Here is a 14,781-nt window from a genome sequence, read left to right on the forward strand (position 1 = left end):
CCAGCGGCGTCGCCTCCGTGCCGGGCGCCACGCTGCAGTACAGCTCGGTGCGGTTGCAGGTGGACAGGATCAGCGCTTCCTCCACGCCCGGCTGGCCGGCCAGGTCGGTCAGCGCGGCGGAAGTCTCCTCCGGGGCGAACGCCACCTGTTCGCGCAGGGCGACCGGCGCGGTGAGATGGTTGAGCCCTAGGGCGATCAGCGGCATGGCGCGCGGTGTGGGTGCGACAATCGGCTAAGCTTGGCCTGCGCGCGACAGCGCTGCGGGCCAGCGGCGTGGCGCGCGGCGAAAGGCGCGCCGGCATGGTGATGACGGAGGCGAATTGTGCGGAGCGGGCGTCGCAATATCAAGCAACTGCGGCAGTTTGCAGCGGTCGGCGCGCTGGCGCTCGGCGCGCTTGCCGGCTGCGCGCAGGCGCCGCAGCGCCCGACCGCGCAGGCCCATGCCGCCGCCGCGCAGCCGTTGGCGCGGCTGCAATTGCCGGCGATGCCGGTCGAGCAGGATCTCGCCGCGCAGCTCATGGCCGGCGAATTCGCGCTGGCGCAGAACGATCTGAAGGCTTCGGCGCAGGCCTACGCCAAGGCGGCGGCGCTGTCGGCCGACCCGCGCGTGGCCGAGCGCGCGGTCGGCCTGGCGATTGCGGTCAACGACGCCGACCTGGCCGCCCGCGGCATCGCGCGCTGGACTGCGCTCGGCGCCGACGCCGCGGGTTTGGCGCAGGCGCGCGCCCAGCTCGCGCTCAGCCATGGCGACCGCGACGAGGCGCAGCGCCAGCTGATGGCGCTGACGGCGACCGGCGACGCCGGCTGGCGCGCCTGTGGGCGCGTTCTCAGCGGCGCGCGCGACGCCGCGCTGGCCGGCGCGCTGCTGGAAGCGGTGGCCACGCCCGCGCGGATGCCGCCGAAGAACGAGAGTCTGTGGGTGGCGATGAGCCAGCTCGGCGCGAAGCTGGGGCGGCACGCCTACGCGCAGCGTATCGCCGACGCCGCGCTGCAGCGTTTCGGTGGCACGGCCAGCTACGCCTGGGCCGCGCAGCTCAAGCTGCAGGCCGGCGACAAGGCCGGCGCCAAGGCGCTGTGGGGCAAGGCGCTGGCGAAGTCGCCCAGGGACGCACGCCTGCGGCTCGGCTACGCCAGCCTGCTCGGCGAGCTGGGCGAGAACGCCGAGGCCGCGCGCGTGCTGGCCGTCGGCCCGCAGGATGCCACCACCTACGCCGCGCGCGCCGCCTTCGCCGCGCGCGCCGACGACAAGCGCGCGCTGGCGCGCCTGTATGCCGAACTGAAGGGAGCCGGCGCCGGCGTTCGCGACGCCAGCCAGTACCTGCTTGGCCAGGTTGCCGAGCTGCTCGGCCGCAGCGCCGAGGCGTTGAAGTGGTACGAGCAGGTGCCGCACGACGACGAGCACGCCTTCGACGCCGTCCAGCGCAGCGCCGTGCTGCTGGACAAGATGGGGCGCGGCGACGACGCCCACGCGCTGGCGCGCGAGCTGCAGCAGGACTATGTCGGCGACCCCGCCCGGCAGCGCCAGGCCTACGCGCTGGACGCCGAACTCTATGGGCGCGCCGACGCCATGGACCAGGCGGCCGCGGTGTACACCCGCGCGCTCGGCCTGTTCCCGGACGATACCGACCTGCTGTACGGCCGCGCGCTGGCCTGGGCCGAAACCGGGCGCACCGCCGACGCGGTGCGCGACCTGCGCCGCGTGCTGGAGCTCAAGCCGGACGATGTCGACGCGATGAACGCGCTCGGCTACACCCTGGCCGACAGCAACCAGCAGCTCGGCGAGGCCGAAACCCTGCTCAGGCAGGCGCTGGCGAAGAAGCCCGACGAGCCCGCGCTGATCGATTCCTGGGGCTGGCTGCAATATCGCCTTGGCCACCTCGACCAGGCCGCGCAGTACCTCGCGCGCGCCTGGGACGCGCACAAGGATCCCGAGGTCGGCGCGCACTACGGCGAGGTGCTGTGGGTGAGCGGCAATCGCGACGCGGCGCGCAAGGTGTTCGACGAGGCGCACAAGCTGGACCCGAAGAACCGCGCGCTGAACGCCACCCTGCAGCGGTTGCGCCCGTGAGCCGGGCGATGCACCGACCGCTGCGCCCGCTCGTGGCGTTGGCCGCGCTGGCGCTCGCCGCCTGCGCGCCCGCGCCGGTGCGCCGCGGCGGCGAGGAGCGCGCGCTGCTCGCCGCGCAGGCCGCGCGCGAGCGCGCGCTGGTGCCGCAGGATCGCTGGTCGCTGACCGCGCGCATCGCCGTCTCCAACGGCAAGGACGGCGGCAGCGGCACGCTCGAATGGACGCAGGACGGCGCGGAATACACCTTCGTGGTGCGCGCACCGGTCACCGGCAAGAGCTTCCGCCTGCGCGGCGGCCCCGACGGCGCGGTGCTGGAGGGCCTCGATGCGCGGCCGCTGCGCGACGCCAGCGCCGAGACGCTGCTGGCGCGCGAGCTGGGCTGGCACGTGCCGCTGGCGGACCTCGCCGCGTGGGTCCGCGGCCTGCGCGCCGAGGGCCCCGCCGAGCTGAGCTTCGGCACCGACGGCCTGCCCAGCGCGCTGGCCCAGGACGGTTGGCGGATCGAATACCGCGACTGGTACGCCGACCGCGATCCGCCGCTGCCGCAGAAGGTGTTCGCGGAACGCCCGCCGTACCGCGTGCGCCTGTCGATCGAGCGCTGGCAGCTGCAATGAACGCGTGGAGCGCGTGGCCGGCGCCGGCCAAGCTCAACCTGTTCCTGCGCATCCTCGGTCGCCGCGCCGACGGCTATCACGAGCTGCAGACGGTGTTCCGCCTGCTCGACCGCGGCGACACGCTGCGCCTGCGCGTGCGTGCCGACGGACGCATCGAGCGCGCGGTGGAGCTGCCGGGCGTGCCCGTCGACGCCGACCTGTGCATGCGCGCCGCACGGTTGCTGCAAGAGCGCACCGGCACCGCGCTGGGCGCCGACATCGCGCTGGACAAGCGCATCCCGATGGGCGGCGGCCTCGGCGGCGGCAGCTCGGACGCGGCGACCGTGCTGGTCGCGCTGAACGAACTCTGGGGCTGTGGCCTCGACGCGGACGCGCTGGCGGAGCTGGGCCTGCGCCTCGGCGCCGACGTGCCGGTGTTCGTGCGCGGCCGCTCCGCCTGGGCCGAAGGGGTCGGCGAGCGCCTCACGCCGCTCGCGCTGCCGCCGCGCTGCTACGTCGTGCTCGACCCCGGCGTCCGCGTGCCCACCGGGCCGCTGTTCCAAGCGCCTGAATTGACACGCAATGCCGCGCGGGCGACAATTTCACACTTTCTCTGCGGGACGGCGACGGAGAACGCCTTCGAGCCGGTCGTGCGTGCGCGCTATCCCAGGGTGGCGGCGGCGCTGGACTGGCTCGCCGGCTTCGGCACGGCGCGGCTTTCAGGCAGCGGCGGTTGCGTCTTTCTCGAGACCGACACGCGCGCCGGGGCCGAGGACGTGGCGCGGCGCTGCCCCCCGGAATTCGCGGCCCACGTGGCCGGCGGCGTGGACGTCTCGCCGCTGGTCGCCGCGGTCGCTGCGTTTCGCGTTGGGGCGTCGCCAAGCTGGTAAGGCACGGGATTTTGATTCCCGCATTCGCAGGTTCGAGTCCTGCCGCCCCAGCCATAGGTAAGGTCGCGGAACTTTCGCGGGGTGGTGGCATGACACACGTGGGCATGCCTCCACATTCCCGCCGCGGCCCCGCATGGCGGGCCACGGCGCCCCCTTGACTCAAGGGGGCTGAAAGAACAAGCAAGATCGTTGCAAGGCAGGGTGGTTTCGGTGGTTTTCGCGGTCGACACGACGAGGGGGCGCGCGTGAATACGGCAGGTCTGATGCTGTTCACCGGCAATGCGAATCGCAAGCTGGCGGAGCAGGTCGCGCACCGCCTCGGCATGCCGTTGGGCAAGGCGCTGGTCGGGCGCTTCTCGGACGGCGAGGTGCAGGTCGAGATCGAGGAGAACGTGCGCCGGCAGGAAGTGTTCGTGATCCAGCCGACCTGCGCGCCGACCGCCGACAACCTGATGGAGCTGCTGGTGCTGGTGGACGCGCTCAAGCGCGCCTCGGCCGCCACGGTGACCGCGGTGCTGCCGTACTTCGGCTACGCGCGCCAGGACCGCCGCCCGCGCTCGGCGCGCGTGCCGATCACCGCCAAGGTGGTGGCCGACATGATCGGCACCGCCGGCACCGACCGCGTGCTGACACTGGACATCCACGCCGACCAGATCCAGGGCTTCTTCGACGTGCCGGTGGACAATGTGTACGCCTCGCCGGTGCTGCTGGCCGACATCTGGCGCACCCAGGGCATGAACAACCTGATCGTGGTCAGCCCGGACGTCGGCGGCGTGGTGCGCGCACGCGCGATCGCCAAGCGCCTCGACGACGCCGACCTGGCGATCATCGACAAGCGCCGCCCGCGGCCGAACGAGGCCACGGTGATGAACATCATCGGCGAGGTCGAGGGCAAGACCTGCGTGCTGGTCGACGACATCGTCGATACCGCCGGCACGCTGTGCGCGGCGGCGGCGGCGCTGAAGAGGCGCGGTGCGCGCAAGGTGGTCGCCTACTGCACGCATCCGGTGCTGTCCGGACCGGCGATCCAGAACATCAACGGCTCGCAGCTGGATGAGCTGGTCGTCACCGATACCATCCCGCTGCGCGCCGAGGCGCAGGGTTGCGCCAAGATCCGCCAGCTCTCGGTTGCCGAGCTGCTGGCGGAGACGATCCGCCGCATCGCCTTCGGCGAGTCGGTGAGTTCGCTGTACGTGGATTGACGGGCAAAAGCGTCAAAGATCGAAGGTCAAAGGTCAAAGAGGGAGCGTTGCGGGGTGCCGGCTTTTATTGGCCTTTGACTTTTGATCTTCGACTCACAGGTTTCCGAATCACCGCTCCCCTGGTCGCGGGGGAGTGTTCAGGTCGCCGCGAGGCGGCTCCATGCAAAGAGGCAGTACTGAAATGGCTACCAATCGCGAAATCACGGCCCAGAGCCGCAAGGACGAGGGGAAAGGTGCGAGCCGCCGCCTGCGTCGTGCGGGTCAGGTGCCGGCAGTGGTGTACGGCGCCGACGTCGCGCCGCAGAGTATCCAGCTCGAGCACAACAGCGTGCTGGTGGCGGCGCGGCACGAGTGGTTCTTCTCCTCGGTCCTCGACCTTTCCGTCGACGGCAAGAAGCAGAAGGTGCTGGTGCGCGACCTGCAGAAGCACCCGTTCAAGCTGCAGGTGCTGCACATCGACTTCCAGCGCATCGACGAGAACGCGGTGATCCGCATCCGCGTGCCGCTGCACTTCCTCAACAAGGAGAAGTCGCCGGCCGCCAAGACCTCCGGCGTGGTGATCTCGCACAACATCACGGAAGTGGAGGTCGCCTGCTTGCCGAAGAACCTGCCGGAGTTCATCGGCGTCGACCTGGCCGAGCTGAAAGAAGGCGACATCATCCACCTGTCCGAGCTGCAGTTGCCCATGGGCGTCGAGATTCCCGAGCTGAAGTTCGGCAAGGAACACGACCACCCGGTGGTCACCGCGCACACGATGAAGGAAGAGGTCGAGGAAGCGCCGGCGCCCGCCGAGGGCGAGGCCGCGGCCGCGGCCGCGGCTGCAGCCGCGCCGGCCAAGGCCGCTCCGGCCAAGGAAGAGAAGAAGTAATCCCGCGCGGGCCGGTGGCGCGCGTCGCGGCTGCGGCGCGCGCCACCGGCTTCGCGTTTGCGGAGCGCTATGGCAGGCATACGGCTGATCGTCGGCCTCGGCAACCCGGGTGCCGAACACCTGCGGACCCGGCACAACGCCGGGTTCTGGTTCGTCGATGCGCTGGCGAGCGGCGAAGGCGCGCGCTGGGGGCATGAGTCGAAGCTGCACGCCGAAACCTGCAAGGTGCGCATCGGCGGCGAGCCGGTGTGGCTGCTGAAGCCGACCACCTTCATGAACAAGAGCGGCATCGCGGTGGCGTCCGCGCTGCGCTATTACAAGATCGAGCCCGAGGCGTGCCTGATCGCGCACGACGACCTCGACCTGCCGCCCGGCACCGCACGCCTCAAGTTCGACGGCGGCCACGGCGGGCAGAACGGTTTGCGCGACATCATCGCGCACCTCGGCCACGGCGAGTTCCACCGCCTGCGCCTCGGCATCGGCCACCCCGGCCACAAGGACCGCGTCACGCCGTGGGTGCTGGGCCGGCCGTCCGCGATGGACGAGGACGCGCTGCTCGACGCGGTCACGCGCAGCCTGAACGTGCTGCCGCTGGTCGTGGCGGGCGACTTCAACGAGGCGATGAAGCGGTTGCATACGGTGAATACGGGGGGTGGGCAGTAGGAAGTGGGGAGTAGAGAGTAGGGAATAGCGAATGGGGGATCCTGGTTTCAGCTCTCTCGGCCCTGTTCCCGGAACTCCGACTTTCCATCCCGACCCCACTTCCTACCTCCTATTTCCCACTTCCAGGTTCATCCATGGGCATCAAATGCGGCATCGTCGGCCTGCCGAACGTCGGCAAATCGACCCTGTTCAACGCGCTGACCAAGGCCGGCATCGCCGCGGCCAACTTCCCGTTCTGCACGATCGACCCGAACGTCGGCGTGGTGCCGGTCCCCGATCCGCGGCTGGGCCAGCTCGCCGAGATCGTCAAGCCGCAGAAGGTGGTGCCGACCGCGGTCGAGTTCGTCGACATCGCCGGCCTGGTCGCCGGCGCGTCCAAGGGCGAAGGCCTCGGCAACAAGTTCCTCGCGCACATCCGCGAGGTCGACGCGATCGCGCACGTGGTGCGCTGCTTCGAGCATCCCGACATCGTGCACGTCGCCGGCAGGATCGACCCGATCGCCGACATCGAGACGATCGACACCGAGCTGGCGCTGGCCGACCTCGAGTCGGTGGACAAGGCGCTGAACCGCGTCGAGCGCGCCGCCAAGGCCAACGACAAGGAGGCGCTGGCCAAGCGCCCCGTGCTGCAGAAACTCGCCGCCACGCTCAACGAGGGCAAGCCTGCGCGCAGCGCCGGCCTGGACGAAGAGCAGAAGGCGCTGGTGCGCGACCTGTTCCTGCTGACGCTGAAGCCGCTGATGTACATCGCCAACGTGCGCGAGGACGGCTTCGAGAACAACCCGCACCTCGACAAGGTGCGCGCACGCGCCGCCGCCGAGGGCGCCGAGGTGGTGCCGGTGTGCGCGGCGATCGAGGAGGAGCTTTCGCAGCTCGACGACGCCGACCGCGACGTGTTCCTGCGCGACATGGGGCTGGACGAGCCCGGCCTGAACCGCGTGATCCGCGCCGCGTACAGGCTGCTCGGCCTGCAGACCTACTTCACCGCCGGCGAGAAGGAAGTGCGCGCGTGGACGGTGAGGAAGGGCGCGACCGCGCCGCAGGCCGCCGCCGTGATCCACACCGATTTCGAGCGTGGCTTCATCCGCGCCGAGACCGTCGCCTTCGACGACTTCATCAAGTACAAGGGCGAAACCGGCGCCAAGGAAGCCGGGCGCCTGCGCCTGGAAGGCAAGGACTACCTGGTGCAGGAAGGCGACGTCCTGCACTTCCGCTTCAACGTGTAGGGCGGGGCCGCCCGCTCCGGGCGCCGCGACGGAGCGGCCCGGCCTCGACTGTTCGGGACGCGGGCTCCTGCCCTGGGCACGGCGACGCGCCGCGGTGGCCTCTCCCGCCATCCGCGGGGCGCCTCGGCTTTCCCGTTCTTCCGCGCACGCGCCTTGACCCGGCTTCGCGCGCGGCGGGAGACTGCGCTCGACGCAGCAGCGGGGCGGGTGATGGCAACCGGAACATCCCGGCATGCGCGGCGGGCGGTGCGAACCGGCGCGGCAGGCAAGGCCGGCGCTACGCGCGGGCCGGCACGCAACGCGAAGCGGGCGACGCGCGTCGCACAGCGGCCTGCGCGCGCTGCGAAGAAGCCGGCCAGCGCGGCGAAGCGAACGACTCGCGTCGTGAAGAAGCCGGCCCGTGCGGCAGAACGGCCCGCGCGCATCGCGGGGCGGACGCCGGCGGCCGGGCCCGTTGCCGCACGCGTGCGTTCCCGCACCGCGGTCGCCGCACCGGCCGCGCCTGCACCGCGCGTGTCCGCCGCGTCGCGGCCGCGTCGGCCCGCGCGCCGCGCCGAGCGCGCGGCCGAGTCCGCCCGGCTGGCCTTCCATCTGGACGACGAGGCCGCGCAGTTCCCCTGCGGCGATGCCGCCGTGCGCGCGGCTACCGGCCACGGCTGGGGCGAGTGGCTGCATCTGCTGGAACAGGCGGCATTCGCCGACCGGCGGCCGGCCCACGGCGAGGTCCGCGCCGCCGTGTTGCGGCAGGTGCCGTCGCTGGACGGCTGGTGGGCGCAGATGGTGAGCGTCGGCTACGAGCGCGCGCGCGGCTTGCGCGCGATGCACCAGACCTGCAGCGGCGAGTTCCAGGCCTCGGCATCGAGAACCTTCGCGGCGCCCAGCTTCGCTGCGTTTGCGGCGTGGGCGGACGAAACGTTGCGGCGGGGCTGGCTGGATGCGCCGGGGCTGGAATTCACCAGGCTCAATCCCGGCAGGAACATTCGCGCGCGCCTGCCGGACGGGGCGTTGATCGACATCCGCTTCGTCGACAAGGGGCCGGCCAGGTGCCAGGTGGTCGTCGATACCAACCGTCTGGCCGACGCCGAGGCCGTCGTCGCGACCAAGACGTTCTGGCGGATGCAGTTCGCCAGGCTCGCCGCGTTCCTCGGCGCCTGATTCCCGCTCGACAAGGAGATACCGATGCCCGGCCACCAGCGCGAGGTCGCGTTCCGTTTTCTCGCCCAGCCCACCGACGTCAACTTCGGCGGCAAGGTCCATGGCGGCATGGTGATGAAGTGGATCGACCAGGCCGGCTACGCCGGTGCGGTCGGCTGGAGCGGCGCGTACTGCGTGACCGTGGCGGTCGGCGGCATCCAGTTCGTCGAGCCGATCCTGATCGGCGACCTGGTCACGGTGAAGTGCAAGCTGATCCACACCGGCACCTCCAGCATGCACTTCGCGGTGGACGTGCTGGCGCGCGACCTGAAGACGCAGGCCGAGCGCCTCGCCACCAGTTGCGTGATCGTGTTCGTGGCGCTGGACGCGCCGGACGGCAAGCCGACGCCGGTGCCGAAGTGGGAGCCGCGCGACGCCGACGACCACAAGCTGGCGCAATACGCGCAGCGGCTGGTCGATCTGAGCAAGGCGATGGAGGCGCAGGTCGCCGATTTCCGACCGCAGCCGGCGGCCTGAGCTGCCGCTTCAGAAAATGACGGTGGCGACCAGGTTGTCGATGAAACCGCCCGGGGCGACGTCCTGGCCGGCCGGGATTTGCCCGTAGACGGTGACGTTGTGCGGCGTACCCGAGGTCAGCCCGCTGCCGCCGCAGGGGTCGCGGCGGCTGCCGCGGTAGCACAGTGTGGATGCGAGCGACCCGCCGGTGTCGTCGCCGAACACGGTCGTGTAGGCGGCGTCGAGGTAGAGGTTGTAGCGCAGCGTGTCGGTGGCGGTGCGCAGGGTGCGCGCCGCATAGCTGCCGCTGCTGCCGGTGCTCAGGGTGATGGTCGCCGAGAAGCCGTTCCGCTTCTCGTTGTTCTTTTTCGCGTTGCAGGTGACCCCGAGCGTGCCGTTGGCTGCATCGGCGGCCGGGGCGAGCGGGTCGTAGGTGCCGAAACTGAGCCCGGTGGTCTGGATGCTGCACTGGGCCGCGCGCAGCGGCGCGGCGAGGCACATGCCGCACAGCGCGACGGCCGTCAACACGGCGCAGCGCGCCATGGGCGAGGAAAGGCGACGAAGCTTGTGCCGGCTCATGGCGATCTCCTCGCTCAGAAAGTCACTGTGACGACCAGATTGTCGGCGTAGCTGCCGGAGCCGACGTCCTGGCTGCCGGGCATTTGACCGTAGACCGGGATCGTCACCGGAGAGTTGCCGCCACCGCCGACGCAGCCGTCGAAGAGGCCGGGAAAACATTCGCTCACGGCTTGCGTGCCGCCGCTTCCGTCGCCAAATACGCTCGTGTGGCTGGGGTCGACGTACAGGTTGTAGCGCAGCTGCTCGGCGCCGGCACGCAGCGTGCGGGCTAGGTAGCTGCCCGAAAGGCCCGGCGAGAGCGTGACGTTGGCAGTGAATCCGAACAGAAAATCCGCGCCACTGTAGCGGCAATTCAGCGATACCGACCCGTTGGCCGTCGAGGCTGAGCCCGTCAGTGGATCGTAGACGCCGAAGCTCAGGCCGCTGGTCGAGATGGTGCAGCGCGCAGCGCGTACCAGCGGGCTGGCCAGCAGCGCGCCCAGCGCCAGCACGGCGAGCAGCGCGACCCGGCGGGTGCGGTTCACGGTGCCGGCGTGCATGCCACGCTCCCCAGGTTGCGGATGGGCGCTTGCGACGCGGGCACCTCGAGCGCGCAACGCGCGTAGCTGCCTTCGTGGTGCAGCCGCGCGACATAGCGGCCGGCCGCGAGATCGCCGAAGTAGAAGCTGCCGTCGGCGCCGACCGGCGAGCGCAGCGTCGCTCCGGCGGCATCGAGTTCGAGCGTGCCGTAGCGCACGCCGGCGCCGTCCAGCATCAACTGGCCGCGCACGGCCTGCAGCGGATGCACGTCGAAGCGCACCACCGTGCCGCCGAAGCGCGGCACGCTGACGCTCTCGGCGGTGGCGCCGACCGCGTATTGCGCCGGCACGTCGGCCTGGTCGAGGCCGATGCGGTTGGCCTGGTAGGGCAGCAGCCCCGGCACCAGCACGTCGCCGCGCCCGTCGGTGCGGCCGACCGACTGGTTCTCGCGGGTGACGTCCACGCCTTCCATGCCCGGCACCTCGACCAGCGCGTAGCCGCCTTCCAGCGGACGCCCGGCGAACACGCGCCCGTCCAGCGCCAGCAGGCTGCCGGACACCAGCAGGTCGCCGCCGCTCTGTCCGGCGAAGCGCGTGCCGATCGCGGCGACGCGCGCGTAGGCGTTCTGGTAGTCGAGTTCGGCGCGGCCGGCGAGGCCGTCCGGGCCGTGGCTGGCATCCACCGCGTAGCCGTAGCCGGTGTCGCTGGGCAGCGAGCGCTGCGCGGACACGCCGTAGCTGGTGCCGAAATCGTCGTGCGTGGCGTTGACGCCGAAGCTGCTGCGGCCGAACGGGATCACCAGGTTGGCGAAGGCCTGGGTGTCGGTGGCTTCCTCGTTGGTGCGCGTGCGCGTCAGCGCCAGCAGCAGGGTGGCGCCGTAGCCGAGCCGCACCGAGCCGCTGAGGCCCTGGCTGCGCTGGCGCTGGCCGTCGGCGTAGGTGGCCAGGCCGAGGCTTGCCTGCAGCGTCAGCCGCTCGAACGGCGACCAGCTCGCGTTGGCGTAGCGCTGGCTGCGCACCCGCGCGAACGCAAATTCGTCGCCGAGCCGCCGGTAGTCGCGGCCGTAGAGCTGCACGCCGGTGGAGAAGCCGAAGCTGCGGCCGGTGTAGTCGTAGGCGAACGCCTGGCCCGTGGCGCTGGCGCCGTCGGCGCGGCTGGCGGCCAGCGCGGCGTGCAGGTAGCCGACCGGCAGGCGGATGTCGGCGGACGGGCCGGCGTTGACAAGGTCCTTGCCGGCTTCCACGCGGTAGCCGGCGGTCAGCCAGTCGGTGATGCCCCAGCGCTGGCGCGCCAGCAGGGCGGGGCGGTCGCCGTCGTAGCGGCCGCTGTCCTGCGACGGACGCTCGGCGCCGAGCTGGAACGCGAATTCGCTGAGGCCCGGCGCCAGCGCGGCGGTGGCGCCGTAGAAGCTCTGCTGCAGCTCGCGGGTGCCGCCGAACGGATCGTGCACGACCACGCGCACGTCGTTGCTGCCGGGGCCGAGGCCGAGGCCGGCCAGGCTGAACGGGCCGGCGCCGACCGCGCGCTGCGCAACCAGCACGCCATTCTGGTACACGTCGATGGTGCCGGGCGCCTGCAGCACGCCGGAAACGGTCGGCTGCGGGAAAGTGATCAGGTAGGGATCGAGGTCGAACGCGCGGCCGACGCCGATGCCGCCGATCAGGGCGGTGCCGCCGAGGCCGTCGCTGGAAAAGGCGAACTGGTCGCCGACCGTCCAGCGCCGCATGTGCTCGAGGTCGTCGTACTCGTAGCGGGTCAGGCCGCGGCGCCAGCCGTCGTCGCGGGTCCACGACGCGGTGCTGCGCAGCGCGCCGACGCCGCGGCTGAGGCCGCCGTCGAGGAACAGCGAGCTGCGGCCGGCGCTGCCGACGTCGGCGGCGTAGTTCACGTAGACGCTGGGTACCGCGGCCGGCGCGACGCGACGTGCGCCCGGGTTCACCGCGACCTGCTTCGCGCTCCACGCCTCCGCCGGCAGGACCAGGTCGAGGCGGGTGCCTTGGGCGTCCATGGCGGCTTTCGCGCCCGCCGCGAGCGTGGCGACGTCGATGAAACGACGGTCGGCGACGATCGACACCTGCGCGTTGGCGGTCGGCAGGTCGGCGCGCGCCAGCGCGTCGGCGTCGACCAGGTAGTGGCCGTCGCGCAGCACCACGAAGCTGGTGCCGTAGCAGCGGCCGTTGACGCACAGATCCAGCAGCATGCGCTGGTCCTGGGCGTGCGCGCGGGAGGCCACGGCCAAGGCCATGGCCAGCGCGCTCAGGACGAGGACGTGCCGGCGACGCACGAGCGTTCGTCCGCGATCGTATGTTCCACGGTGACGTCGTCGGCGCCGAGGTGCACGCGGACCGTGCGCGCTTGCCGGCAGGCTTCGGCCGGCGCCGCGAGCTGTACGGGCAGGGTGGCGCCAGCCAGCACGTAGCCGGCGCTGACGTCCTTGGCGAAGAGCTTGTGGCCGTTTGCGTCCAGCAGGGTGACGCCGGCGGTCTGCGGATCCATGCGGCGGCTGCCCGTGTTGGCGAGGTCGAGGCGCAGGCGGCCCTGTTCGAAGCGGGCGCCGGCGAGGCGCGGCGCGACCTTGGCGCCCGCCGGCTCGATGAACACCGGCAGGCTGACCCGGGTCAGCACGCGCAGGTGCACCTGGCCGTCGGCGGCGTCGTCGTCGCCGGGCAGTTCGTTGATCAACAGTCGGTAGGCGCGCTCCGTTTCGGTCACCGGCGCCAGGGTGCCCACGCGCAGCTGGGCGCTGCCGTCGACTGCGATCTCGAGCAGCAGCGGGGTGGCGATCAGTTCGTCGGTGGGTACCGTCTGCCAGGCGCCGGCGGCGTCCATGGTCCAGCGGGTGGTTTCCACCTGCAGGCGCAACGGCGACGTGCCGTCGTTGTGCAGCAGCAGCATCTCGGCCTGGTGCCGGCTGCCCAGTTCGACCCGCAGCGGGTTGATCGAGAAGTTGGCGGCGGTCGCCGTTCCGACGCCCGCGCCGAGCGCCAGTACGGCTGCGGCGCAGGTTTGCCCGATGATGCGGACGAGTCGCGAAAGCATGGTGCGGCTCCGGGCGTGCGCGGCGGCCGGCGGCCGCCGCGCCGCAAGGGCGATCAGAACGTGACCGTGACGGCCACGGTGTCGCTGTAGCTGCCCGCGGGCACGTCCTGGCCGGCCGGGATGCGGCCGTAGGTGTCCAGCGTGGCCGGCGAGGCGATGCCCGCCGAGGTGAACGAGGCCTGGTTGGTGGCGTCGCAGCCCCACGCCTGGGTACGGCTGGCGTCCTTGTAGATCGCGTAGCCGAGGCGGTTGCTGCCGCTGTCGGCCATCTGCCGCGACGGCGCGGCGCAGGTGGAGCCGGCGGCGGCGTTGTTGCCCTGGTTCAGGGTCACGGCGGCCGGGGTGTTCTTGGTGCAGCGCACGGTCACGTTGCCCGCCGCGTCGAGGGCGGTGGTGTTGTTGGCGTCGGCCGGGTCGTAGTTGCCGAACGCGATGTCGGCGGTCGAGACCACCTTGCACGAGGGCACCACGCTGGCGGTGACGTTGAAGCTGCCGGAAGCCGTGCCGGCCTGCGCCTGCATGCCGATCCCCGCCAGCGCCAGCCCGGTCGCGATGAGAGCCGTCTTGATCTTCATATGCCTCTTAACCCCTTGATATGGTTTTGAAATGACGATAACTAAAAAATTTCACCCTTCCTTCGGTCCCGGTCTCCCCCCGAGGTCCCCGAACGGGCACCGAAGGTACGGCGCAGAGGCCGTGGTGCCGGATGCGGATTGAGCAAGGGGCGTGCCAGCGCGGCGCATCATGTCAATTCGTGACGCAAATCACAAATTTGTTTACAGTTGCCGGCCGCGTAGCCCGCAATGTGAGGCACATCACACTACCGGCGGGATTCGGCACCGCCCTCCGGGGCCAGGGACAGGCGGCGGGGCGGGCGGTTGGCGCGGGCGGGAATGCGTCGCGCCGCGTCACTTGCGGGCGTGCAGCGGCAGCCGGCGCAGCCCGGCGCGACGGGGTCTGCGCTGTTGACATGCATGAACGGTGCCGCGAGAATACCGCTTCTTTGTTGGAGGGATACCCAAGCGGCCAACGGGGGCAGACTGTAAATCTGCTGGCTTACGCCTTCGGTGGTTCGAATCCACCTCCCTCCACCAGCTGTACTCCGCGTCGGGCGGGAGTAGTTCAATGGTAGAACCTCAGCCTTCCAAGCTGATGGTGCGGGTTCGATTCCCGTCTCCCGCTCCATTGAAGTTCCCGCAGTGCGGAACCGTGCTCATGTAGCTCAGTCGGTAGAGCACTTCCTTGGTAAGGAAGAGGTCGCTGGTTCGATTCCAGTCATGAGCACCACCTCCCTCGAGGTCGTGGGAACGCTGCAGCCATCCACCATCACTACCTGATCCTGTCGGGGTTTAGCACGCATGTCCAAGGAAAAGTTCGAGCGTAAGAAGCCGCATGTGAACGTGGGCACGATTGGTCACGTGGACCACGGCAAGACGACGCTGACGGCGGCGCTGACGAAGGTGGGCGCGGAGCGGTTTGGCGGC

Annotated in this window: 14 protein-coding genes, 4 tRNA genes and 2 pseudogenes; 14 read left to right on the forward strand and 6 right to left on the reverse strand. The window is 71.0% G+C overall.

Going from position 1 to position 14,781, the window contains the following annotated elements:
* Positions 1-205: pseudogene (locus tag ABFC67_RS13090) on the reverse strand (glutamyl-tRNA reductase); the annotation flags it as partial.
* Between the two features lie 117 nt (positions 206-322).
* On the opposite strand from ABFC67_RS13090, the gene ABFC67_RS13095 reads away from it, so the two are divergent.
* The 10 genes and pseudogenes from ABFC67_RS13095 (at position 323) to ABFC67_RS13140 (ending at position 9,181) form a co-directional block, all read left to right on the forward strand.
* The gene (locus ABFC67_RS13095; protein WP_346738478.1) at positions 323-2,068 is read left to right on the forward strand and encodes a tetratricopeptide repeat protein; all 1,746 of its coding nucleotides are present in this window, start codon (positions 323-325) and stop codon (positions 2,066-2,068) included.
* 8 nt (positions 2,069-2,076) lie between these two features.
* Entirely contained in the window at positions 2,077-2,682 is a 606-nt protein-coding gene (lolB, locus tag ABFC67_RS13100) for a lipoprotein insertase outer membrane protein LolB (RefSeq protein ID WP_346738479.1), read from the forward strand.
* Positions 2,683-2,684: 2 nt separating this feature from the next.
* Positions 2,685-3,551: pseudogene (gene ispE / locus ABFC67_RS13105) on the forward strand (4-(cytidine 5'-diphospho)-2-C-methyl-D-erythritol kinase); the annotation flags it as partial.
* A tRNA-Gln gene (locus ABFC67_RS13110) sits at positions 3,530-3,605 on the forward strand. The pseudogene ispE and the gene ABFC67_RS13110, both read left to right, overlap by 22 nt.
* A gap of 209 nt (positions 3,606-3,814) precedes the next feature.
* On the forward strand, positions 3,815-4,753 hold the full coding sequence (locus ABFC67_RS13115) for a ribose-phosphate diphosphokinase (protein WP_346738490.1): 939 nt from the start codon (positions 3,815-3,817) through the stop codon (positions 4,751-4,753).
* Between the two features lie 181 nt (positions 4,754-4,934).
* Complete coding sequence (locus ABFC67_RS13120) at positions 4,935-5,621, forward strand: 50S ribosomal protein L25/general stress protein Ctc (RefSeq protein WP_346738480.1); 687 nt, start codon at positions 4,935-4,937, stop codon at positions 5,619-5,621.
* A 69-nt stretch (positions 5,622-5,690) separates the two neighbouring features.
* The gene (gene pth / locus ABFC67_RS13125) at positions 5,691-6,284 is read left to right on the forward strand and encodes an aminoacyl-tRNA hydrolase (protein ID WP_346738481.1); all 594 of its coding nucleotides are present in this window, start codon (positions 5,691-5,693) and stop codon (positions 6,282-6,284) included.
* 134 nt (positions 6,285-6,418) lie between these two features.
* Positions 6,419-7,510, forward strand: coding sequence for a redox-regulated ATPase YchF (gene ychF / locus ABFC67_RS13130; protein WP_346738482.1), 1,092 nt, complete (start codon positions 6,419-6,421; stop codon positions 7,508-7,510).
* Between the two features lie 153 nt (positions 7,511-7,663).
* A complete protein-coding gene (locus tag ABFC67_RS13135; RefSeq protein WP_346738483.1) occupies positions 7,664-8,665 on the forward strand; it encodes a hypothetical protein in 1,002 nt (333 codons plus the stop codon).
* A gap of 24 nt (positions 8,666-8,689) precedes the next feature.
* Positions 8,690-9,181, forward strand: a complete 492-nt coding sequence (locus ABFC67_RS13140; protein ID WP_346738484.1) for an acyl-CoA thioesterase — start codon at positions 8,690-8,692, stop codon at positions 9,179-9,181.
* A 9-nt stretch (positions 9,182-9,190) separates the two neighbouring features.
* Here the strand turns inward: ABFC67_RS13140 and ABFC67_RS13145 are convergent, their stop codons facing one another.
* From ABFC67_RS13145 to ABFC67_RS13165, 5 genes are read right to left on the reverse strand one after another with little or no spacing between them, the layout of a single operon-like run.
* The gene (locus ABFC67_RS13145; protein WP_346738485.1) at positions 9,191-9,739 is read right to left on the reverse strand and encodes a spore coat U domain-containing protein; all 549 of its coding nucleotides are present in this window, start codon (positions 9,737-9,739) and stop codon (positions 9,191-9,193) included.
* Positions 9,740-9,753: 14 nt separating this feature from the next.
* Positions 9,754-10,278 carry a spore coat U domain-containing protein gene (locus ABFC67_RS13150; RefSeq protein ID WP_346738486.1) on the reverse strand — a complete coding sequence of 175 codons (525 nt, stop codon included), beginning with the start codon at positions 10,276-10,278 and terminating at the stop codon, positions 9,754-9,756.
* A complete protein-coding gene (locus tag ABFC67_RS13155; RefSeq protein WP_346738487.1) occupies positions 10,260-12,458 on the reverse strand; it encodes a fimbria/pilus outer membrane usher protein in 2,199 nt (732 codons plus the stop codon). Before ABFC67_RS13155 ends, ABFC67_RS13150 begins: the two co-directional genes overlap by 19 nt.
* 56 nt (positions 12,459-12,514) lie before the next feature.
* A complete protein-coding gene (locus tag ABFC67_RS13160) occupies positions 12,515-13,297 on the reverse strand; it encodes a fimbria/pilus periplasmic chaperone (RefSeq protein ID WP_346738488.1) in 783 nt (260 codons plus the stop codon).
* 53 nt (positions 13,298-13,350) lie between these two features.
* On the reverse strand, positions 13,351-13,872 hold the full coding sequence (locus ABFC67_RS13165; RefSeq protein ID WP_346738489.1) for a spore coat U domain-containing protein: 522 nt from the start codon (positions 13,870-13,872) through the stop codon (positions 13,351-13,353).
* Positions 13,873-14,305: 433 nt separating this feature from the next.
* Here ABFC67_RS13165 and ABFC67_RS13170 point away from each other — a divergent pair.
* The 4 genes from ABFC67_RS13170 to ABFC67_RS13185 form a co-directional block, all read left to right on the forward strand.
* Positions 14,306-14,391 (forward strand) — tRNA-Tyr (locus ABFC67_RS13170).
* Between the two features lie 17 nt (positions 14,392-14,408).
* Positions 14,409-14,482, forward strand: a tRNA-Gly gene (locus tag ABFC67_RS13175).
* Positions 14,483-14,508: 26 nt separating this feature from the next.
* Positions 14,509-14,584 (forward strand) — tRNA-Thr (locus tag ABFC67_RS13180).
* Between the two features lie 71 nt (positions 14,585-14,655).
* The coding region (locus ABFC67_RS13185) for a GTP-binding protein (RefSeq protein ID WP_231698746.1) at positions 14,656-14,781 on the forward strand (126 nt) is incomplete at its 3' end.

Source organism: Mizugakiibacter sp. (genome assembly GCF_039680435.1).
In the GTDB taxonomy this organism is placed as follows: domain Bacteria; phylum Pseudomonadota; class Gammaproteobacteria; order Xanthomonadales; family Rhodanobacteraceae; genus Mizugakiibacter.